Source organism: Actinomadura sp. 1N219, assembly GCF_044326405.1.
GTDB lineage: Bacteria > Actinomycetota > Actinomycetes > Streptosporangiales > Streptosporangiaceae > Spirillospora.
Genome location: NZ_JBIRAY010000002.1, coordinates 555,508 through 575,890, shown reverse-complemented (window position 1 = coordinate 575,890; position 20,383 = coordinate 555,508). Strand labels below are relative to the sequence as shown.

Genomic DNA, 20,383 nt, shown 5'->3' with positions numbered 1-20,383 from the left:
TGGGGATGGGACGAGGGCCTGGTGGCGGGATAGGCACGGATGTGGGCCCACGCACTCGTGGGTGGTATTGGCAGCGTGAGCGAGACATCGCAGTCATTCCGGAGTCGACGTGGCGGTGGGTCGGTCTCGAGAGCCAGCGATCTTGGGCCCGGGGGAGATGTGGTGTCGGCGCGCTGACGTGGGTGAGGGTCGGCACCCGCAATGTCCGACCTTCAGGACGGTGGTCGTGTGGTTTTCGTGGGCCGGATCGGGCTGCCCGACGGGTGATCAGGGACATGGTGGGAACGGCGGCGTTCAGGGAGCGGCGGAGGGGCGCGGGGACGTACGCTGCGGAGCATGAAGGGTCGTCCACTTCGTTTCACGCCGCGCCGTGACGCGGGGCTGCACGCCTTCGAGCGTGCCTTGGAGCATGCGGGGCTGAGCCCGGTCGCCGGCGTCGACGAGGCGGGGCGCGGCGCGTGCGCGGGGCCGCTGGTCGTCGCCGCCGTGATCCTTCAGGGCGGACGGGGAAAGATCGACGGCCTCACCGACTCCAAGCTGCTCACTCCGGCGCGACGCGAGGAGCTGTACGCCGAGGTCACCGAGCGCGCGTACGCATGGAGCGCGGTCATCATCCCGTGCCATGACATCGATCGGATCGGTCTCCATCGCTGCAACGTCGCCGGGATGCGGCGGGCCCTCGCCGCCCTGGACAAGCGGCCCGCCTACGTGCTCAGCGACGGCTTCCCGGTCCCCGGCCTGGACGTCCCCGGACTCGCGATGATCAAAGGGGACCAGGCGGCGGCGTGCGTGGCCGCGGCGTCCATCGTCGCGAAGGTCACCCGAGACCGGATCATGGTGGCCCTCCACGAGCGGTACCCGGAGTACGGATTCGACCTTCACAAGGGATATGTGACCCGCGCGCACGGCAAGGCGCTCAACGCGCACGGACCCTGTCCAGAGCATCGGTTCTCCTACGTCAATGTGGGGCGTGCCTTGCGTAACAATGGAGAGGTGGCCTTGGTGGAGGAGACCGAAGGGGAGGTCCCCGGCGAGGGCTGCACGGAAGGGGCACGAGCGTGAGCGCCGAGGATCTCGAGAAGTACGAGACCGAGATGGAGCTGCAGCTCTATCGCGAGTACCGCGACGTTCTCGGGCTCTTCACCTATGTCGTCGAGACCGAGCGCAGGTTCTATCTCACCAACTCCGTCGACCTTCAGGTGCGCAGCGTCGACAACGGCGAAGTCTTCTTCGAGGTGACGATGCAGGACGCCTGGGTTTGGGACATGTACCGTCCTGCCCGCTTCGTCAAGAACGTGCGTGTCGTCACGTTCAAGGACGTCAACGTCGAAGAACTCGCCAAGAGCGACTTCGAGCTCCCCTCGGACCAGTGAGGCGGCTCCTTTCAGGTTGGCCCCGTAGCGTCGGCTTGTGACTCACACAGCCAGGTCAGGTGGCTTCTCGCCGTCGAACGGATGCTTGTGATGGACTCGGTGACGATCAAGGTTCGGTTCGCGGCCGAGGTGATCGCTGCATGTGCCATGTCCCCGGCGAGGCAGCGCTTGGGCGTTCCTCCGGCTCGGTGATCCGCTGGCGAAGCACCGAGAAGCAGGCCTCCGCCGAACGACGTCGTCGTAGCAGGGCTGCCGGTGCTCGTAGGCGGGAGCGGTTTCTGATCTTCAGCAGGGTGGACTGCCGGAGCTGTCGACGCGGTGCCGGTGCTCGTGGGCAGGGGAGCGGTTTGCTTCCGTCTGCGACGGCTCAGTGTCGTGACGGGCTCAGCACGGTGCCAAGGTCTGCGTGGGGCGGGGCGCTGAGATTCGTGAAGTCGGCTCGGGGTCACCTCATTCGCCAAGTGACTCCTCGTCCGCCTTGAGCCGTGAGTTTCGAACGGGCCGTGAGTTTCGGACGGGCCGTGATGCGATGGGGCGGCGAGAGGTGACGGGCCGCGGTGAGGGTGACTCTGCGGCGGATCGAGCGCTGCGGGCAGGTGCGCCGCGGTGGCTGTTGGTCGATTCCCCACCTGTCGGTTGCCTTGAGTCTGTATGCGGCGTGCGTTTGCCTATGTCGTGAGCCCATCGGCTGTCGTGAGGCTTTGATGAACGTCGTCGTCCGCTCTGGGATCAACGGGTGCGGGCGTCGCGGCGGGTGCCGGGCGGCTTGATCCACTGACAGTGGAAGGACGGCGCTAGCCACCCGGCAGCCGTGGTCTGCGTGGGTCATTCGGGCTCCTGTTGGAGAGTTGCCGGAGGCTGGGAGTCACTGTCAGTCAGGCCCCTGGGGGATTTACCTGTCTTGGTCAGGCGCCAGCCCGAGGAGGTGCGTTCGACGAAGCCGGCGGCGGCCAGGAGTCCCAGCTTCGCGTTGATCGTTGTCAGGTCGACGCCCGCGTTGACGGCGAGCTGCGCGGGACCGGCCGCGCCGCGGGCCGGGAACGCCTCCAGGACGGCTCGGGTGACCGGCTCCAGCCGGTCACGGGGCAGGACGGGGCTGTGTCGCGGCGGGGCGAGATCGGCGCCGAGACGTCCGACGGCTTCGATGATCTCCTCGGTTCGGGTGATGAGGGTGGCGCCGTCCTCGCGCAGGAGCCGGTGGCAGCCGACCGACGAGCGGCTGGTGATCGGGCCGGGCACCGCCATGACCATGCGGCCGAGCTTGGACGCCCAGGTCGCGGTGTTGAGGGCGCCGCTGCGGGCCTCGGCCTCCACGACGACCGTGCCCCGGGTCAGTGCGGCGATCACCCGGTTGCGGACGAGGAACCGGAGGCGGTGCGGATGAGTGCCCGGCGGTGACTCGCTCACCAGGAGGGAACGCCGGGCGATCTCCGCGAAAAGACTTTCGTTGGACGCCGGGTACGGAACGTCGACGCCGTTGGCGAGGACGGCGACGGTGGGGCCGTCGGCGGCGAGGGCGCCCCGGTGAGCGGCCGCGTCGATGCCCAGGGCGCCGCCGGAGATCACCGTCCAGCCCGCGTCCGCCAGCTCGGACGCGAAGTCGGCCGCGGCCCGCATGCCGTAGGGAGATGCGGCGCGGGAGCCGACGACGGCGACAGAGCGCAAGCAGCTGTACCGGAGGTCGCCGGGGCCGCGCAGCCACAGCGCGTAGGGGCGGCCGCTCCCGAGATCGTCCAGCGTCGTCGGCCATTCGGGGTCTCCCGGGCAGATGAGACGGCCGCGGAACTGGGCGCAGACGGCCATGTCCTGGTCCGGTTCGGCGGCGATCAGGCGGATCCGCCAGTTTTCGAGACGCTTGATCTCCTTCATGTCGGCGGGCACGTCGTCGGGGAGCCGACCGGTGCGGATCGATTCGAGTGCCTGCTGGGGGCCGGAGTAGTCGATGATCCGGTTGAGGAAGGCGTCGCCGGGCTCGGCGACCGCGGTGAGGGTGGCGCGGGCGGTACGTTCGTCGCTCATTGGCGCCCCGCGGACCACAGGGTGAGTGCGCCGCCGACGTCGTCCGGGCCTGGTTCGTCGTGGCCGGTCAGATCTGCGATCGTCCACGCGACGCGCAGGATGCGGTCGAGTCCGCGCGCACTTAGCGCGCCCCTCTGCAGGGCTTCGTCGGCGCCTTCCATCGCCTCTGCGGAAGGCGTGAAGCGGCGGCGCAGTTCCGGGCCGGGGATCTCGGAGTTGCAGCGCCACGGGGTTCCGGCCAGGCGTCTGACCGTCCGTTCCCTGGCGAGCAGAACGCGTTCGGCCACCACCTTGCTGGACTCGGCGAACTCCAGGTCGTAGCGGAGTTCGGCCCGGCTGGCCGGTGTCAGTTCGAGCTTGAGGTCGATGCGATCGAGGAGCGGGCCGGACAGACGGGACGCGTATTTGCGGCGCGTGCCGGGAGCGCAGGAACAGTCGATCTGCTTGGCCGCGGCGCACGGGCACGGATTCGCCGCCAGGACGAGTGTGAACCGCGCCGGGAAGTGCGCCATGCCTTCGATCCTGCTGATCCTCACCTCGCCTTCTTCGAGCGGCTGGCGAAGCGCGTCCAGCGTTCCGCCGAAGAACTCCGGAGCTTCGTCCAGAAAAAGAATCCCCCTGTGGGCGAGCGACACGGCCCCCGGCTGAAGGACGCGGCCCGAGCCGCCGCCGACCATCGAGGCGCGCGAGGCGGTGTGATGCGGCGCGTAGAACGGCGGCTGGGTGATGAGCGGCTGGCCTGGGCGCAGTGTTCCCGCGACGGAGTGGATCGCCGTGACCTCCAGGGCGATGTCGGGTTCCAGCGGCGGCATCAGCGTGGGGAGCCGTTCCGCCAGCATCGTCTTTCCGCAGCCGGGAGGCCCTGCGAAGAAAAGATGATGGCCGCCCGCTGCGCTGATCTCCAGGGCCCGGCGGGCCTCCGCCTGTCCGCGGACGTCGGCCAGGTCGAGATCGGGCGGGATGTCCTGCTGCCGGATGGCGAGCCCGTCGGCGGGGAAGGATCTGCCGTCGTCCTCGTCCTCCTCGACGGGGGGCGGTTCGTCGCGCAGAAGGCACAGGAGGCTGCGCAGTGTGCTCGCGGGCACCACCTTCATGCCCGGGACGAGTTCCGCTTCTGCGGCGTTCGCGCGTGGGACGACGACCGTCCGGCACCCCTGGTTGGCGGCCGCCAGCACGGCCGGGAGCACCCCCTGGATTGGCCGTAAACGGCCGTCCAGGCCGAGTTCGCCGATCAGGACCAGGTCGGCGCAGGCCCGCGCCGGGACGACCTCCGCGGCCGCGAGCAGCGAAATTGCTATAGCGACATCGAAGGTAGAGCCCTTCTTCGGCATGCTCGCCGGGCACAGCGACACCGTGACATGGCGATTGGGCCAGTCCTCACCGGAATTGAAGATCGCGGCGCGGACGCGGTCGCGGGCCTCGCTGAGCGCCGTGTCCGGGAGGCCGACCAGGTGGAGGCCGGGGACGCCGCTGGTGATGGCGGCCTCTACGTCGACCACGCAGCCGTCCACCCCGACGAGGGAGACAGAGCGCGTCTTCGCGAGCGTCATCAGCACACCTCCCGCAGGTGGTCGACCGAGAAGCCGCCGCCGTCGGTGACCAGGCCGAGGACGTCCACCCGCACGTGCGTGCCGCTCACGCCGTGCGCGGCGGCCCACCGCCAGGCCAACCGCCGTAACCGGGCCGCCTTGTCCGCGGTGATCGCCTCGACCGGGTCTCCGAAGCGGGACGAGCCGCGCGTCTTCACCTCGCAGACGACGTGGCTCCGGCCGTCGTGGGCGATGATGTCGAGTTCGCCTTCGCGGCACCGCCAGTTGCGGTCGAGAATCGTCCAGCCGAGCTTGACCAGGTAGTCGACGGCGGCGTCCTCACCGCGCCGGCCGAGGCTGATGTGGGCTTTCACGGGCCTCACCTCCAGTCCTCGACGATGCCGGGCCGTGACGTTGTGTCGCCGAGAATTCACGACCTGTGGATAACTTCGGAGAACGTCTCCGGCGATTCGCCGCAAACCGGGGTCCGGTGCTTGCGTCGGCCCGGCTGTTGGCGCAGCGTGACGCTGTGACCAAAGCGCTGGAAGACGCCGTCTCCGACTTCGGCCGCCACCTGCGCGCCGAACGCGACGTCTCACCGCACACGCTGCGCGCATACCTCGGTGACCTGAACGACCTGATCGGCTATGCCACGGACATCGGCGTAACAGAACCGGCCGAGCTCGACGTCTCCCTTCTGCGTGCATGGCTCGCCCGTCAACACGCACTGGGCCGCTCTCGCGCCACCCTGGCCCGCCGCACAGCCGCCGTCCGCGCATTCACCCGGCATCTGCACCGGCGTGGCCAACTCTCGGACGATCCAGGGCTGCTACTCGGCACGCCCAAGCGTCAGCGCGATCTCCCCGAAGTCCTCACACGGGACGAGGCAGCGCGCCTCCTGGACACGATGGACACCCAAGGCCCAATGGGGCTTCGCGACCTGGCCGTGCTCGAAATGCTCTATGCGACGGGCGTCCGGGTCAGTGAATTGTGCGGTCTCGACATCGACGACCTGGAAACCGGTCGCGGCACGGTCCGGGTCATGGGCAAGGGCGGGCGCGAACGAACCGTCCCCGTAGGGGAACCAGCGGCCCGGGCCGTCCAGGACTGGCTGCGCGCGGGACGCCCTGCCCTAGTGACCGATGTCAGCGGCCCCGCACTTTTCCTAGGCGCCCGCGGGGGACGCCTCCACCCGACGAGCGCACGCCGCATCGTCCACGCCCGGATCTCCGAGGTCGGCCAGGTAACCGACATGAGCCCCCATGGCCTCCGCCACAGCGCCGCCACGCACCTACTCGAAGGCGGAGCGGACCTGCGGAGCGTCCAGGAGATCCTCGGCCATGCCTCCCTGCAGACGACTCAGCTCTACACCCATGTGTCGGCTGAACGGCTCAAACAGGTCCACCGCCAAGCCCACCCACGCGGAGCGCAACCCGACTAGGCCCAGACCAAGGACAAACGGCCGAGCCCCGCTGATGCTGCGCTGTGAACTATGCCTTCACAGCGCACAGCGAATTAGATACAAGGCCTCCCACCGCGAGGTGGGGCCTGATTGGTGCCACCACTGCACCAGTGTGGGCGGTGGTCGCCGGGGACTGCCCCGTCTCCGAACGCTGCCGCCCCATGCGGCGCGGTGGCGGGCACGCCACCGGGGCGTGCTGATGAAAGGCCCGGTGACGGGCCGGAATTACGGGTGTTGCTGGGCGCCGCAGGTATCCATGTGACCGCGGGCGCAGAGCGAGGCGGGTCTTGCGCGTGACGTGGGATATGCGAGGGACGCGGACGGCACGATGTGCGCGGACGGGCACGGCGGGTGCGGGCGGGCACGGGCGGGCACGGGCGGGCACGGTGGGCGTGGTGGGTGGTGTGCAGCGTGGATGGTAGGCGTGTGTCGGCGTACTCCTGGAAGTGCGGAGCTCCCCTGGAAGTGCAGAGCTGAGAACGGGTACATGTGCAGAGCCGGTGAGCTGTCAAGCTGAGCGTGTTGCGATCCTCGTAGCTTGGAGGTTTCCGATGCGTGCAGGCGTCGTGGTCGCCGCGCAGCCCGGTGTGGAGGACCTCGCCGTACAGGCCGAGAGGTTGGGCCTGCACAGTTTCTGGGTCAACGACACCCCGATGGTCCACGGCGACGCCTTCGTCGCCTTGAGTCTGTGCGCTAAGGCCACCAGCCGCATCAGGCTTGGCATCGGCGTGACCTCACCGGCGCTGCGCTCGGCGCCGGCCGCCGCGAGTGGAATCGCCAGTCTCAACGCGCTGGCACCGGGCCGGATCATTTGCGGGGTCGGGACTGGAAACACCGCTCGGCGCACGCTGGGCATGCGGCCGACCACGGCGGCCACGGTGGAGACGTTCACTGCCGCATTGCAGGGCCTATGCGCTGGACGCACCATCGAGTACCGGGAAGGTGACCGGGTTCGCGAGGTTCGTTTCCTGCATGCCGGGGAGCAGGCGAACACGTCCGACCCGATCGAGTTCGTCGTGGCGGCGCTGGGGCCGAAGGCCGCCGCTGTCGCCGGCCGCTGCGGCACCGGTCTGATCTCCTTCGGCCTGCTGGACCCCACCGCCTGGCACGCGCTACACGACGCCCGCCGTAACGCCGCCGGCGGGACATCCCACGACCCTGATTCCCGCTCCGAACCTCGGGCGGACTCCTATGTGGTCACCGCGGTGCACATTCTCGATGAGGACGAGGACCCCGACAGCGACGCGGCCCGGGACGCGACCGGCCACCTCGTCCTGTCGCTGCTGGCCTTCGCCGCCGACACCGCCGCCGACACACCCGCCTTCGTCGACCAGCTCGGCCCAGCCGAACGCGAGGCGGTGCGGCGACTGCTGGACCGGCGCGGCACCACCGCCACCGCACCCGACCGGCACACCAAGCTCTACCCCAACTACCTCGGACGCATCGCACCACAGGACCGTGACCTGATTCTGCCCTCGCTGATGAACACACTGGCCTTGGTCGGCACCCACGACGACCTCCGCGCCCGCATCACCACCCTGCAACAAGCCGGCATCGACGAACTGCTCATCCAGCCGGTGATCGACCCACCCAACGAGATGGCCCGGCTAGCCAAATTGCTCACCTGAGGGGACCCGAAACCGTTCTGACGAATGAGACAGAACGGTAATGGGATCTCGCTGATCAGCTCTGCACGTCTAGCCGTACACGGCTCTGCACACGAAGCGGTTCGCCGAAAGCGTCGGCCGTGGGTGGGTTTGGACGCGAGTGGGCGTGGGCGGCGTGCTCGGGCGTCGCGTGGCGCGCGGGATGGGCGTGGGCTGGGTGATGTGTGGCGTGTCGGTGGGCGTGGGACGTGACGGGCGTGGCGTGAGGTTTGCGCGGGACGTGACGGGCGTGGTGTGGGGCGTGACGGGCGTGGTGTGGGGTTTGCGTGGGGTGTGATGGGCGCGTGCGACGTTTGGACCGGGATGGACAGCGGGGCTTAGCGCCGGGCGGTTGGTGGTGTGCGGTGGGGGGCTTTGGGCGTGTGGGGGTGGGGCGGGTGGCCTGCCGCCCCGGGGGCGGCAGGCCTTTGGGGTTAGGGAGTGCGGCGTAGCCGGCGTTCTTGGGACAGGTTGATGACGCCCGGCGGTGGACGGCGGCGGCGGTGTAGGCGGAAGCGGACGCGGGTGCGGCGCCAGGCGAAGGCGAGAGTGAAGGCCAGCACCATGCCGGTCAGCGCTCCACCAGTCGCCGTGGTGGCGTCACGCAGGACGGTCCTTGGCTCGGGTGCTGGCACAGGGACGTGTTGGCTCTGGCTAGGTGAGGGACGTTCCCAGTGGGGGAGCAGCCGTATCCGGCGTTGGATCAGGCTGAGCGGATCCAGATAGAGGGGGCCGCGCAGCAGTCCCCAGTGCAGGCACGGTGCCGGGCAGTGGCGGCCGTCCTCCAGAGTGCCGATCCGGGTGCCCGACGTGACTCGGCGTCCAACGCCGATGCTGGGACGGACGGGCAGGTACGTGGTCCGCAGGACGCCGTGATCGATGGCGACCACCCCGCGTCCGGCCAGACGGTCGGCGTAGGCGATGCGTCCCGGACCGGCGGCGTAGACGGGCTGCCCCGGCCGTCCCGCGAGATCGACGCCGCGGTGGCCGGGGCCCCACGGGGACGGGGGCGGGCTGAAGCTCCGGACGACCTTCGGAGCCGGCGGCCCTAAGGGCCACCGCCAGGCGTCCAGGCCCGGCTTCCAGGCGTCCAGGACAGGCGTCCCGGCAGTGATCATGCAGGTGAGGAGCACCGTCAGCAAGGTCATGCACCGAAGCCTGCCGCCCCGGCGCACCGAGTTCGAGAGAGTCGGCGAACTGTGGATAACCGGCGGGCCATTGATTCCCGGACGCGTCCGGGCCCTGATAATCTGTAGTCGTGTCCGAGGGGGCACAGGCCAGGGCCGGGCCGTCGTTGATCCGCTTCAGGGCGGAACAGCGAGAAGCCGTCTTGAGCGGAGAGGTCACAGACCCGGGAACGGGTCACAGCCGCCTGGGGTATCCCGGCGGCTGATTTCACGCGTCCGCATGCCACCGCAGACATGGTGGGGCGCCGTCCCTCGGTCCGTCGCAACGGCGACGGTGGGACGACACCCGGGCGCAGGCGTACAACCAAATGCGGCCCGACAGGGCCAGAGAAGGAGAACACGGGCAATGGCACCCGTCGTCACCATGCGGCAGCTCCTCGAGAGCGGCGTCCACTTCGGCCACCAGACCCGCCGGTGGAACCCGAAGATGAAGCGCTTCATCCTCACCGAGCGCAACGGCATCTACATCATCGACCTGCAGCAGTCCCTGTCCTACATCGACCGGGCCTTCGAGTTCGTCAAGGCAACGGTCGCCCACGGCGGGACGATCCTGTTCGTCGGCACCAAGAAGCAGGCCCAGGAGTCCATCGCCGAGCAGGCCACCAGGGTCGGCATGCCCTACGTCAACCAGCGTTGGCTGGGCGGCATGCTCACCAACTTCTCCACCGTCCACAAGCGGCTCACCCGGCTCAAGGAGCTGGAGGAGATCAACTACGACGACGTGGCCGGCTCCGGCATGACCAAGAAGGAGCTTTTGGGTCTGCGCCGTGAGAAGGACAAGCTGGAGCGCACCCTCGGCGGTATCCGCGACATGGCGAAGGTCCCGAGCGCCATCTGGATCGTGGACACCAAGAAGGAGCACATCGCGGTCAACGAGGCCAAGAAGCTCGGTATCCCGGTAGTGGCGATCCTGGACACGAACTGCGACCCCGACGAGGTCGACTACCCCGTCCCAGGGAACGACGACGCCATCCGCAGCGTCAGCCTGCTGACCCGCGTCGTCGCCGACTCCGTGGCCGACGGCCTCATCGCGCGCGCGGGCGCCACCGGTGGGGACGAGAAGCCCGCCGAGGGCGCGGCCGCGGCGGACGAGCCGCTGGCCGAGTGGGAACGCGACCTGCTGAAGCCGGACGAGGGCGCCGCAGAGGCGTCCGCCGCTGCCCCGGCCGAGGCCGCTGCCCCGGCCGAGACCGAGACGCCCGCCGAGAGTGAGGCGCCCGCCGAGACCGAGGCGCCCGCGGAGGCCGCAGCCCCGGCAGAGGAGGCCGCAGCCCCGGCAGAGGAGGCCCCGGCCCCGGCTGAGGCCCCGGCGGAGGCGTCGGAAGAGGCTCCCGCAGAGGCCGAGGCTCCTGCGGAGCCCGCCGCGAGCACCGAGGCCGAGGCCGAGGACGCCCCGAAGCCCGCCGAGGCCGAGCAGGCTTGATCCCGCGGTCCCGGCGGCCCCGCACGGGCGCCGCCGGGACCGTCGCGGGTCCTACGACCAACGACGAGAGAAACGAAGAGAGCGATGGCTAACTTCACCGCCGCTGACGTCAAGCGGCTACGCGACCTGACCGGCTCCGGCATGATGGCCGTGAAGAACGCCCTCACCGAGGCGGACGGCGACTTCGAGAAGGCCACGGAGCTGCTGCGTCTCAAGGGCGCCAAGGACGTCGGCAAGCGCGCCGAGCGCACCGCCGCCAACGGCCTGGTCGCCGAGTACTTCGCGAACTCCGGCGACGGGGCGCTCCTGGAGCTCAACTGCGAGACCGACTTCGTCGCCAAGAACGAGCAGTTCATCCAGCTGGCGAACCGCCTGGTCGAGTTCGCCGCGAGCAGCGGCGTCGCCGACGTGCCGGCCCTGCTGACCGCCGAGATCGAGCCGGGCAAGACCGTCCAGGCCCTGATCGAGGAGAACAGCGCCAAGATCGGCGAGAAGCTGGAGCTGCGCCGCTTCGCCCACTTCCAGGGCGCCTATGTGGCCAGCTACCTGCACAAGTCCGACCCGTCCCTGCCGCCGACCAACGGCGTGCTGGTCGAGCTGGACGCGGAGAACCCCGAGGTCGCCAAGGACATCGCCCAGCAGATCGCGGCGATGGCCCCCAAGTACCTCACCCGCGAGGAGATCCCCGCCGAGGCGGTCGAGAAGGAGCGGGCGCTCGCCGAGCAGCTCACCCGCGACGAGGGCAAGCCCGAGCAGGCCATCCCGAAGATCGTCGAGGGCCGCGTGAACGCCTACTTCCGCGACTTCGTGCTGGTCGAGCAGGCATTCGTGAAGGACGGCAAGAAGACGATCGCGAAGGTCCTCGACGAGGCCGGCGTGAAGGTCGTCCGCTTCGCCCGGTTCAAGGTCGGGCAGGCTTAGGGGCACTCTGGAGAGAGACACCCGAGAGAACACGTACCTACGAGGAGGCCGCCGACGTGCCGGACAAGACGACCACTAGCGCGACGGCGGCCTCGTCGTCCGATCAGGACGTCGCAGATGGGGACGTCGCCGATCGGGGTGGCACCGACCGAGGCGCGTCCGGCCGGAACGCTTCGTCGGGCCGGAATCCGTCGAGTCGAGGCTCGTCGTCCAGCGGCCACTCGTCGGGTGGTAACTCGTCCAGGGGAAACGCTTCGGGACGGAAGCCGTCCGATGGAAACACGTCCGGCGACGGTGGGACCGGTCGGCACGAGGCGGATCCGCATATGCCCGACCAGCACGCGCCACGCGCCGGATGGAAACGGGTACTGCTGAAGCTCTCCGGTGAGGCTTTCGCAGGACGCGACCCACTGGGCATCGATCCCGAGATCGTCCAGCATGTCGCGGAGGCCATCGCCGAGGCCGTGCGGGACGGCGTTCAGGTCGCGGTCGTCTGCGGCGGCGGCAACATGTTCCGCGGCGCGGTCATGGCCGAGCGCGGAATGGACCGCGGACGCGCCGACTACATGGGGATGATCGGCACCGTCATCAACTGCCTGGCCCTGCAGGACTTCCTGGAGAAACTCGGCCTGGACACCCGCGTGCAGACGGCCATCACCATGAGCCAGGTGGCCGAGCCGTACATCCCGCGCCGCGCCATCCGGCACCTGGAAAAGGGCCGCGTCGTCATCTTCGGCGCAGGCCTCGGGCAGCCGTTCTTCTCCACCGACACCACCGCCGCCCAGCGCGCGCTGGAGATCGGTGCCGAGGCCGTACTGAAGGCCACACAGGTGGACGGCGTCTACGATGCCGACCCACGAAAGAATCCAGACGCGGTCAAGTTCGACCGTTTGGATTACGGTGAAGTTCTACAGCGGGGTCTGAAGGTCATGGACGCCACGGCCATCAGCCTCTGCATGGACAACGCGCTGCCCATCGTGGTCTTCGACCTCATGGGGCAGGGCAACATCGTCCGGGCCGTCCGGGGTGAGAAGATCGGCACGCTGGTCAGCCCGGCGGAAGGCTGACCGCAGCCCGGAACCCGCATGCGGGACGCGGTACGGAACGTATCGCGGAACCGCACGACCAGGGCCCGACCAGATGACATGGGAGTCACAGTGATCGACGAGACCCTCCTCGAAGCAGAGGAGAAGATGGAGAAGGCGGTCGCGGTCGCCAAGGAGGACTTCCAGGCCATCCGCACCGGCCGGGTCACCCCCGCGATGTTCAACAAGATCACCGCTGAGTACTACGGGACGCCGACGCCGATCAACCAGCTCGCGTCGTTCACGCTCCCGGAGCCGCGGATGGTCATCGTCCAGGTCTTCGACAAGTCGTCCATGCAGGCGGTGGAGAGGGCGATCCGCGACAGCGACCTCGGCGTGAACCCCACCAACGACGGCAACGTCATCCGGGTCGTCTTCCCCGACCTGTCGGAGGAGCGGCGCAGGGAGTTCATCAAGGTCGCGGGCCACAAGGCCGAGGAGAGCCGGGTCTCCATCCGCAACGTCCGCCGCCGCGCCAAGGACGCCCTCGACAAGCTCGCCAAGGACGGCGAGGCGGGGGAGGACGAGGTCCGGCGTGCCGAGAAGGAACTCGACGACACCACGCACCGCTACGTGGCGCAGATCGACGAGCTGCTCGAGCACAAGAAGGCCGAACTGCTCGAAGTCTGATGCGACTCGACGACGCCGGGGAGCCCTCGCGCTCCCCGGACGAGCCGGAGGCCGACATGGCCGGGCCGACACCGGACACCTCGACCGAGGGCACTCCGTCTTCCGGCGCCACACCTGCCGCAGGCGCGCGCGCACATGCGCCCCTGTCTGACGGTACGTCCAAGGAAGTGTCTTCAGAGGACTCGTCTACTGGGGCCACGGCCTTCGGAGGCGCGTCTTCCGCAGACGGAAACTCTGCGAATGGCGCTTCCGGGGGCGGGTCTTCCGCAGAAGGGCCTCCTGCGGACGGGTCTTCTAACGGTGGGTCTTCTAACGATGAGTCTTCTGCCGATGGGGCCTCTGGGACGTCCGAGGGTAAGCGTCAGCCCAGGACGGGCCGCAATCTTCCCCTCGCGATCGGCGTCGGTCTAGCGCTCGGCTCCCTGGTCCTGCTCTCTCTCTACACGGTCAAGGAGATCTTCCTTGCCGTGATGATCGTGTTCCTCTTCATCGGCATGCGGGAGCTGACGGAGGCGTTCAGCAGCCGGGACATCAACGTCCCGTTCATTCCGGTCGCGACGGGCATGGTGGGCGCACCGGTCGTGGCCTACGTGTGGGGACCCACGGCCACGGTCGCGGCAGTGTCACTCACGATGCTCGCCCTGCTGATGACGCGGATGACCGAGGGCGCGGACGGCTACGTACGCGACGTGTCCGCCGGGGCACTCGTGACCGGATATCTGGTGCTGGTGGGCGGGATCGTTGCGCTGCTCATGCGCCCGGACGACGGCGACCACCGAATCGTCATCTTCATCGCCACCACAGTCGCCAGCGATACCGGTGGCTTCTTCGCGGGATCGTTCCTCGGCAAGCACAAGCTGGCGCCCACGATCAGCCCCAAGAAGACCTGGGAGGGGTTCACCGGCTCCGCGCTCATGTGCATGCTCGTCGGCGGCTGGCTGGTGTGGTGGCTGCTGGACGGCGGCCGGATCTGGCAGGGCGTCCTGGTGGGCCTCGCCGTCGTGGTCACCGCGACCGCGGGCGATCTCGTCGAGTCGATGATGAAGCGTGACCTCGGCATCAAGGATTTGGGAACGATCCTTCCAGGGCACGGCGGTGTGATGGACCGCCTGGACTCCCTGGTGGTGACGGCCCCCGTCGTGTGGTTGCTCCTGGAACTGTTCGTCCCGAGCTAGCAGCCGCTCCAGGAGCGGCTAGGGAGACGGCCCAGGAGCGACTAGGAGACGACCCAGGAGCGCCGCTGTTGGGCCAGGCGCCGGACGAGCGCGTCTGAGCCCTCGTTCTTGGCGTAGCGGTGTTCCTCGCCGGTCAGGGGCACGAGCCACAGCCACCGCACGGGATCGCCGTTCAGCGTCAGTCCGCTCAGGTCGGGGGACTCGGGACCGGCCAGGCGGCTGGGGTCGTCCAGGAGAAGCACGCCCTCCCAGGCCGACTCGCCACTGCGCAGTGGGAACGTGTGTGCCTCGTGGTACCACTTGACGACGTCTCCGGGCGCGAACCACGTCACCGACCGCCACGGGTATTGCGCCAGCCAGGGGAAGATGCTGCCTGCCCGCTGGCTTGGCAGGGTGCTCCCTACGGCCAGTTCTATCCGTCCGTAGGGGGCGACGTCGTCCTCGTACAGTTCGACCGTGGGCATGCGTTGGCGGCACATTCCGACCGTGCTCAGGACGGTGAACTCCCGGTCGCCCCGTGCAGGACGTTCTGAGACGCCCACTGTAGGGGCCATGCCCGTCCGCCCGTTTCCAAGCTGCCGTCCTACGTCGTGCCAGTAGTGGCCCCCAGGCCCGAGCCGCTGCAGCAGGTGCCCGAGCACCGACTGCTGGAACTCCGCCCAGGAGCCGTCGGCGCGGCACATCTTCCAGTGCTCGCGCGCCTGGTCGATCCGTGGCCCGAAGTCCTCGATCTCGTCGTCCAGCGGGAAGGCGAACGGGCTCTGTCGCGTGGCGTCTCGCGCGTATCCGGGGATGCCGCGTCCCATGTCGGACCAGCCGGGGACCACGAACAGCGGGTCGCCCGCTTCGAGGACGGCCACGCCGTCGCCCTCCTCGAACCACACCACCTCCAGGCCCCCGGCGTCCAAGGCTGCGCGACCCCCCGGATGCCGTACGTGGGACCCGGGCAGGAGGGGCGCGCGACCGGCCTCCAACCGGGACCGGTCGAGATCGGAGGGAGCCTTGCGATGGTTCGCGACCCACACCGCGCCGACCACCGAGTCCCGCGCGTCCTTGAGGTACGCCGCGGTGACGTCGCCGTCGGTCTCGATGGTGAGCCGCCGGCTGCCGTACGGGCTGACCGCGGCGTGGACGACCGTGGCCTTGGATCCCCCGGACGAGGCGGTGCCCCTGCGCAAAACCGACATGATCGAGACCTTAGTCGCACACAAGGTCATGTGCAGGAATGTCGCGAGGCACGTAAGACGCTGTCCGCAGAAGGACGAGGCACAGGCAGGTGTTTGCGACACTGGAAGCATCATGTCTACCCAGCCCGTCGCCGGTACCGCGCCCAAGAAGACCCCGGCGAAGCTCGTCTTCGCCGCTCCTAGGCGCGGTAAGCCGCCCAGGCATCTCGCCGACCTCACCTCTGCGGAACGCCGCGAGGCGGTCGTCGAGCTGGGTGAGAAGCCGTTCCGGGCAGATCAGCTGTCGCGGCACTACTTCGCCCGCCTGGTGGACGACCCGGCGAAGATGACGGATCTGCCCGCCGCCGTCCGAGAGCGGCTTGTGGCCGAACTGCTGCCCACGCTGCTCACCCCTTTGCGCGAGATGGACTGTGACGACGGAACGACGCTGAAGACCGTCTGGAAGGCGTTCGACGGCGTGTTGTTCGAGTCGGTGCTGATGCGGTACACCGACCGGGCCACGATGTGCGTCTCGTCCCAGGCAGGGTGCGGGATGAACTGCCCGTTCTGTGCGACGGGCCAGGCGGGGCTCACACGCAACCTTTCCACCGCCGAGATAGTCGAACAGGTCGCCGCCGGCGCGCGCGCACTGGCTCGCGGGCGCATCCCAGGCGGACCGGGCCGCGTCTCCAACATCGTCTTCATGGGCATGGGCGAGCCCTTGGCCAACTACAAGGCGGTGCTGGGCGCGGTACGGCGCATCACAGACCCGGCGCCCGCCGGCCTGGGCATCTCCCAGCGCGCGGTCACCGTTTCGACTGTCGGCCTCGTCCCGGCCATAGAGAAGCTTGCCGCCGAGGACATGTCCGTGCGGCTCGCTGTGTCCTTGCACGCACCCGATGACGAGCTCCGCGACGAGCTCGTGCCCGTCAACAACCGGTGGAAGGTCGCCGAGGTGCTGGACGCGGCCTGGGCCTACGCCGACCGCAGCGGACGGCGCGTCTCGATCGAGTACGCCCTCATCAAGGACGTCAACGACCAGGCCTGGCGGGCCGATCTTCTCGGCAGGCTCTTGCGCGGGAATCTCGTACACGTCAATCTGATCCCGTTGAACCCAACGCCGGGTTCCAAGTGGACCGCGTCGCGGCCCCAGGACGAGCGCGAGTTCGTCCGGCGGCTGGAGGCCCACGGGATCCCGGTCACGGTGCGCGACACTCGGGGCAGGGAGATCGACGGGGCTTGCGGCCAGCTGGCCGCGTCGACCAAGGACTGAGCGTTCCGCAGGCGTGTCCCTGGCGCCGCGCGCGGGCGCGGGACACGGTTGAGGAGCAGGTGCGCGGTGGGAACGGGTGCGCGGCTGCCGGTGGTCTTGCGCGGCTATGACAGGAAGCAGGTGGACGGCCTGCTGAAACGGGTCTCGCAGGCGCTGAACGGCGGGCCGCCCATGTCGGCGGAGGATGTGCGCAAGACCCGGTTCGACGTCGTCCTGCGCGGCTACGAACCCCATGCCGTGGACCGCCTGGTACGCGAATGCATCATGGAACTCCAAGCAAGGGGACCGATCGCCGACAGGCCCGGCCGTGCGCGCGTGCAGCCCGCCTGGCTGGTCAACTGGATCCAGAGCGCCCGCTTCTCGGGCGCGGGCCTGCGCTCGGGATACGACGTCCGCGACGTGGACGCGTTCCTCGACCGCGTGATCGCCGGCCTGCGCGGAGTCGCCCCGCCGGTGTCCGCCCGGGACGTGCGGGAGAGCGCGTTCCGCGTCGTCCGGCTGGGACCCGGCTACGACGAGCAGGAGGTCGACCGCTTCCTGGTGCAGCTCGCGGGCGCCCTCGAACGCCGCTGACGAAGTTATCCACATTTTCGTCGGACGGTGCGCGCCGCGGCGGGGCTGCGTAACGCTACGTGCATGGATCATTTCGCGGCTCAGTACCGGCGGCTCCGCTCGCTCCTCGCCGTCTTCCTGCCCCCCGAGATCACGGCCGCCTTGATGCCCCTGGCCAGGCCCGCACTGAGGCTGGGCGCCGACGGCGAGGCACCCGTCCGCCTCGGCGGCGCTCCGCTGCTGCCGCCGGACGAGACCTGGCCGCAGTGGAACGGACGCCCCCTCGACTTCCTCGGCGCGATCGACTTCGCCGACCTTGCCCACTTCGGCGACATCCCCGGCCTGCCCTCCTCCGGGAGGGCCGCGTTCTACTACGCCAGCGAGACGCCCCGGCCGTGGGGCGATGAGGCGGCGCAGCAGGACGGCTGGCGGATCTACACCGGTGACCTCAAGGAGACCGTCCCGCCGTCTGGCGCATCGGCCTATCCCCAGACCCGGCTGAGCGCCGCCCCGTTCCTCTCCCTGCCCTCACCTCAGGAGATCTCCATGCGCCGCTTGGAGGCCACGCACAGCGGCTTCCTGACGGTCTACGAGCAACTGCACGCCGTCTGGTCGCAGCACGCATCGCCGGACGAGTCGCCTGCACATCAGCTCGGCGGGTGGCCGGCGCTCGTCCAACGTCCGATCGGCCCAGACGTCCTGTACGCCTCAACGGGCCGTCCTTTGGACTCCCTCCGCCCTCCTCCGCTGTCCCCGGACGAGCAACGGGCCGTGGAGGAGTGGCGCCTCCTGCTCCAACTCGACTCCGACGAGCGCCTCGGCTGGTACTGGGGCGACCCCGGCCGCATCTACTTCTGCGCTCGTCCCAACGACCCTCTGGAGCGATCGTGGCTGACCCTCCAAGCCGCCTAGGCCCGACCACACGCATCAGCGCGAAGCCGAATGTCCCCGTCGTCGCGCGGACGGCCATCGATTCGCGTATCGAGCCGTCCGTCCCAACCGGGGTCGAAAGGGCGTTGGGGCGGATTGGCCGTGGGCCGTCCGTTCTGAACGGTCAACGTCCGGGTCTGTCTGGACGCTCCGCTTCAGGGCCGCCTCCTTGTGGGGACGCCTCCTCTGGGCTCACGGGCGGCGACGCGCCAGGACGATGTAGGCGGTTCCGACGACGGCGGACCAGAGAGCGAGGTGGAGGGCGACGGACGGAAAATGAGCGGTGAACTCGTCCGCGCCATCGTGTGCGATACGGAGCCACTCGATCATCGGAACGGATAGCCAGGAAAGCCGTCCGATGTCGAGGAGCGCAAGCGCGGTGGCCGCACTCAGTAGGGCGAGCAGCGAAACGCCCGGGTCCGGGATCAGCGCTCGGCTCGTCCATGCGCCGAGCAGCGTTCCGGGCACGGCGACGAGGAGGTTCAGAGCACAGCCTGCCAAGATCGCCCGCCCGGGTGCACCGACTTGAAACGCCTGAACGAGAGGAACGGCCAATGCGACAACGCCCAGACAGACGTTCACGCCGTAGGCCGAGAGGAGTCCCGCGTAGGTGGGCCTGGAGTGGCGGCGGGCTGCGGTGGCTGTCAGGGCGCGCTGCTCGTCCGGCTGTGTGTCGAGGAGGGCGCGCGCCGCCCACGCCCATACCGGGAACATGAACGCCGCCACGTCTCCGAACGTCGCGACGGCGAGGTCGGTGGCTTCCGGTCCGCTGGGTCCCTGGACGAGGACCAGCACCACGACCAGCGCCACGACGATCAGCGGGTGAAGGACGCGCAGCGAACGGACGTACCCCGCAACCTGGAACCTGATGAGGGCGATCACGGCTTCGGCCTTCGCACCCGGTAGCCGTCCGCTCGCAGCTTGGTCTCCACGGTGTCGGCGTCGTCCTCGGGGACCTCGACCTCAAGAAGGGTCCAGTCGGCCTTCTCGGACGGGAGGCTGGTCACCGTCCTGTCGGCTACGCGCAGCCGGTCGATGCCGGAGAGGGCCTCGATGCAGCGCTGATGGTCGCTGACGACCACGATGGCCCCCTCGGCCGTGCGCTCGGAGATCAGGCTGGGCAGGGCCGCACGCATGGCCGCGTCGAGGCCGGCGAACGGCTCGTCCAGGATGAGGAGGCCGGGGTCGTCCATGAGCGCCTGCGCGAGGCCGACTTTCTGCGCACTGCCTTTCGACAATTCGGGCAGCCGCACATCAAGGAGGTGATCAAAACCGAGCCGCTCCGCCCACGTCCCGACGGACTCCGCCGAAACGCGGCGTATCGCGGCCATATGGCCCAGGTAGCCGCGGACAGTGAACGGCTGATCCACCGGGAAGCGTTCGGGGGCGTACCCGACACGGCTGGGCCGATCCTTGACGATGCCTTTGTGTGGGCCGCGCAAACCGGCGATCACGCGCAGAAGCGTGGACTTCCCCGCACCGTTGCGCCCCGTCACCTCGGTCACACTGCCGGGGAGCAGCGAAAGGGTGACATCCCTGAGCACCCAGGGATCCCTTCGGCGATAACGAAAGGCCACACCTTCCAACCGCATGAAACCCGCACAGTAACGCCCCGCCCGTAAGAACCGCGTTAGCCCAGCAGACGGCCGACGATGCCCAAGACCGGGACGAAGACGGGGTGCGCTTGACGAGCGCCGGACCTGAGCGGCAATACCGATGAGCGGCAATACCCGATGAGCGGCGAAGGTGAGGGGGTGCCCAGGGGGCGGAGGGTGCACAGGGATGGCCAGACGAGCCCCGGACCGGGGGCTGTGACCGGCGGATGCCGAAAGGCGCAGGTACGAGGACGCCGAATGCGCCGGAGACCTGGACCGGGGTGCCTGAGGAATGGGGGTGGGACGGGACGCTCGGAGCGTGCGGGTGGGGCGACCAGGCTCGAGGAGTGTGAGTGTCCCTCGGGGTGTGGGGTGGGTGCGCAACATGTATCGCGATGCCCAAGGTTGCCGGGTGGG

At 69.1% G+C, this 20,383-nt stretch carries 19 protein-coding genes; 12 read left to right on the top strand and 7 right to left on the bottom strand.

Features of this window, described 5'->3' with window-relative positions; translation table 11 throughout:
• Positions 1 to 336: 336 nt before the first annotated feature.
• Together ACH35V_RS11410 and ACH35V_RS11405 are read left to right on the top strand one after the other, a co-directional pair.
• Complete coding sequence (locus ACH35V_RS11410) at positions 337 to 1,062, top strand: ribonuclease HII (protein WP_395971860.1); 726 nt, start codon at positions 337 to 339, stop codon at positions 1,060 to 1,062.
• Positions 1,059 to 1,373: a DUF2469 domain-containing protein gene (locus ACH35V_RS11405; RefSeq protein ID WP_328352814.1), complete on the top strand. Its 315-nt coding sequence runs from the start codon at positions 1,059 to 1,061 to the stop codon at positions 1,371 to 1,373. Before ACH35V_RS11410 ends, ACH35V_RS11405 begins: the two co-directional genes overlap by 4 nt.
• An 825-nt stretch (positions 1,374 to 2,198) precedes the next feature.
• On the opposite strand, the gene dprA is transcribed toward ACH35V_RS11405, so the two are convergent.
• The 3 genes from dprA to ACH35V_RS11390 are packed head-to-tail and all read right to left on the bottom strand — an operon-like array spanning position 2,199 to position 5,295.
• Positions 2,199 to 3,392: a DNA-processing protein DprA gene (gene dprA / locus ACH35V_RS11400; protein ID WP_395971858.1), complete on the bottom strand. Its 1,194-nt coding sequence runs from the start codon at positions 3,390 to 3,392 to the stop codon at positions 2,199 to 2,201.
• Positions 3,389 to 4,942: a YifB family Mg chelatase-like AAA ATPase gene (locus tag ACH35V_RS11395; RefSeq protein WP_395971857.1), complete on the bottom strand. Its 1,554-nt coding sequence runs from the start codon at positions 4,940 to 4,942 to the stop codon at positions 3,389 to 3,391. The genes dprA and ACH35V_RS11395 overlap by 4 nt, the downstream gene beginning before the upstream one ends.
• Positions 4,942 to 5,295, bottom strand: coding sequence for a YraN family protein (locus ACH35V_RS11390; protein WP_395971856.1), 354 nt, complete (start codon positions 5,293 to 5,295; stop codon positions 4,942 to 4,944). Before ACH35V_RS11390 ends, ACH35V_RS11395 begins: the two co-directional genes overlap by 1 nt.
• 155 nt (positions 5,296 to 5,450) lie before the next feature.
• Here ACH35V_RS11390 and ACH35V_RS11385 point away from each other — a divergent pair, with 155 nt between their 5' ends.
• Together ACH35V_RS11385 and ACH35V_RS11380 are read left to right on the top strand one after the other, a co-directional pair.
• On the top strand, positions 5,451 to 6,362 hold the full coding sequence (locus ACH35V_RS11385; RefSeq protein WP_395971855.1) for a tyrosine recombinase XerC: 912 nt from the start codon (positions 5,451 to 5,453) through the stop codon (positions 6,360 to 6,362).
• 572 nt (positions 6,363 to 6,934) lie between these two features.
• Positions 6,935 to 8,011, top strand: a complete 1,077-nt coding sequence (locus ACH35V_RS11380; protein ID WP_395971853.1) for an LLM class flavin-dependent oxidoreductase — start codon at positions 6,935 to 6,937, stop codon at positions 8,009 to 8,011.
• A 452-nt stretch (positions 8,012 to 8,463) separates the two neighbouring features.
• On the opposite strand, the gene ACH35V_RS11375 is transcribed toward ACH35V_RS11380, so the two are convergent.
• Positions 8,464 to 9,177, bottom strand: coding sequence for a murein hydrolase activator EnvC family protein (locus tag ACH35V_RS11375; RefSeq protein WP_395971852.1), 714 nt, complete (start codon positions 9,175 to 9,177; stop codon positions 8,464 to 8,466).
• A gap of 385 nt (positions 9,178 to 9,562) precedes the next feature.
• Between ACH35V_RS11375 and rpsB the strand changes: the two genes are divergently transcribed.
• From rpsB to ACH35V_RS11350, 5 genes are all read left to right on the top strand, one after another.
• Complete coding sequence (gene rpsB, locus ACH35V_RS11370; protein WP_395971850.1) at positions 9,563 to 10,639, top strand: 30S ribosomal protein S2; 1,077 nt, start codon at positions 9,563 to 9,565, stop codon at positions 10,637 to 10,639.
• 84 nt (positions 10,640 to 10,723) lie between these two features.
• Positions 10,724 to 11,560 (top strand): translation elongation factor Ts, encoded by an 837-nt coding sequence (tsf, locus tag ACH35V_RS11365; RefSeq protein WP_395971848.1) that lies wholly within the window; start codon positions 10,724 to 10,726, stop codon positions 11,558 to 11,560.
• A 326-nt stretch (positions 11,561 to 11,886) separates the two neighbouring features.
• Positions 11,887 to 12,627: a UMP kinase gene (gene pyrH, locus ACH35V_RS11360; RefSeq protein WP_131970185.1), complete on the top strand. Its 741-nt coding sequence runs from the start codon at positions 11,887 to 11,889 to the stop codon at positions 12,625 to 12,627.
• A gap of 90 nt (positions 12,628 to 12,717) precedes the next feature.
• Positions 12,718 to 13,275, top strand: a complete 558-nt coding sequence (frr, locus tag ACH35V_RS11355; RefSeq protein WP_395971846.1) for a ribosome recycling factor — start codon at positions 12,718 to 12,720, stop codon at positions 13,273 to 13,275.
• A gap of 395 nt (positions 13,276 to 13,670) precedes the next feature.
• Positions 13,671 to 14,450, top strand: coding sequence for a phosphatidate cytidylyltransferase (locus tag ACH35V_RS11350; protein WP_395972051.1), 780 nt, complete (start codon positions 13,671 to 13,673; stop codon positions 14,448 to 14,450).
• Between the two features lie 41 nt (positions 14,451 to 14,491).
• On the opposite strand, the gene ACH35V_RS11345 is transcribed toward ACH35V_RS11350, so the two are convergent.
• Positions 14,492 to 15,637, bottom strand: a complete 1,146-nt coding sequence (locus ACH35V_RS11345; RefSeq protein WP_395971844.1) for a suppressor of fused domain protein — start codon at positions 15,635 to 15,637, stop codon at positions 14,492 to 14,494.
• A 112-nt stretch (positions 15,638 to 15,749) separates the two neighbouring features.
• Here ACH35V_RS11345 and rlmN point away from each other — a divergent pair, with 112 nt between their 5' ends.
• From rlmN to ACH35V_RS11330, 3 genes are all read left to right on the top strand, one after another.
• The gene (gene rlmN, locus ACH35V_RS11340; protein ID WP_395972049.1) at positions 15,750 to 16,889 is read left to right on the top strand and encodes a 23S rRNA (adenine(2503)-C(2))-methyltransferase RlmN; all 1,140 of its coding nucleotides are present in this window, start codon (positions 15,750 to 15,752) and stop codon (positions 16,887 to 16,889) included.
• 66 nt (positions 16,890 to 16,955) lie between these two features.
• A complete protein-coding gene (locus ACH35V_RS11335) occupies positions 16,956 to 17,462 on the top strand; it encodes a DivIVA domain-containing protein (RefSeq protein WP_395971842.1) in 507 nt (168 codons plus the stop codon).
• A 63-nt stretch (positions 17,463 to 17,525) separates the two neighbouring features.
• On the top strand, positions 17,526 to 18,353 hold the full coding sequence (locus tag ACH35V_RS11330; protein ID WP_395971840.1) for a YwqG family protein: 828 nt from the start codon (positions 17,526 to 17,528) through the stop codon (positions 18,351 to 18,353).
• 210 nt (positions 18,354 to 18,563) lie between these two features.
• Here ACH35V_RS11330 and ACH35V_RS11325 read toward each other — a convergent pair whose 3' ends face one another.
• Entirely contained in the window at positions 18,564 to 19,253 is a 690-nt protein-coding gene (locus ACH35V_RS11325; protein ID WP_395971838.1) for a hypothetical protein, read from the bottom strand.
• A complete protein-coding gene (locus ACH35V_RS11320) occupies positions 19,250 to 19,963 on the bottom strand; it encodes an ATP-binding cassette domain-containing protein (RefSeq protein ID WP_395971837.1) in 714 nt (237 codons plus the stop codon). The genes ACH35V_RS11325 and ACH35V_RS11320 overlap by 4 nt, the downstream gene beginning before the upstream one ends.
• Between the last annotated feature and the right edge of the window lie 420 nt (positions 19,964 to 20,383).

Coding starts and splice junctions, on each gene's coding strand:
- ACH35V_RS11410 (WP_395971860.1), top strand. CDS start 337: ATGAAGGGTCGTCCACTTCGTTTCACGCCGCGCCGTGACGCGGGGCTG.
- dprA (WP_395971858.1), bottom strand. CDS start 3,392: ATGAGCGACGAACGTACCGCCCGCGCCACCCTCACCGCGGTCGCCGAG.
- ACH35V_RS11395 (WP_395971857.1), bottom strand. CDS start 4,942: ATGACGCTCGCGAAGACGCGCTCTGTCTCCCTCGTCGGGGTGGACGGC.
- ACH35V_RS11380 (WP_395971853.1), top strand. CDS start 6,935: ATGCGTGCAGGCGTCGTGGTCGCCGCGCAGCCCGGTGTGGAGGACCTC.
- ACH35V_RS11375 (WP_395971852.1), bottom strand. CDS start 9,177: ATGACCTTGCTGACGGTGCTCCTCACCTGCATGATCACTGCCGGGACG.
- rpsB (WP_395971850.1), top strand. CDS start 9,563: ATGGCACCCGTCGTCACCATGCGGCAGCTCCTCGAGAGCGGCGTCCAC.
- tsf (WP_395971848.1), top strand. CDS start 10,724: ATGGCTAACTTCACCGCCGCTGACGTCAAGCGGCTACGCGACCTGACC.
- pyrH (WP_131970185.1), top strand. CDS start 11,887: ATGCCCGACCAGCACGCGCCACGCGCCGGATGGAAACGGGTACTGCTG.
- ACH35V_RS11345 (WP_395971844.1), bottom strand. CDS start 15,637: ATGTCGGTTTTGCGCAGGGGCACCGCCTCGTCCGGGGGATCCAAGGCC.
- rlmN (WP_395972049.1), top strand. CDS start 15,750: ATGTCTACCCAGCCCGTCGCCGGTACCGCGCCCAAGAAGACCCCGGCG.
- ACH35V_RS11330 (WP_395971840.1), top strand. CDS start 17,526: ATGGATCATTTCGCGGCTCAGTACCGGCGGCTCCGCTCGCTCCTCGCC.
- ACH35V_RS11320 (WP_395971837.1), bottom strand. CDS start 19,963: ATGCGGTTGGAAGGTGTGGCCTTTCGTTATCGCCGAAGGGATCCCTGG.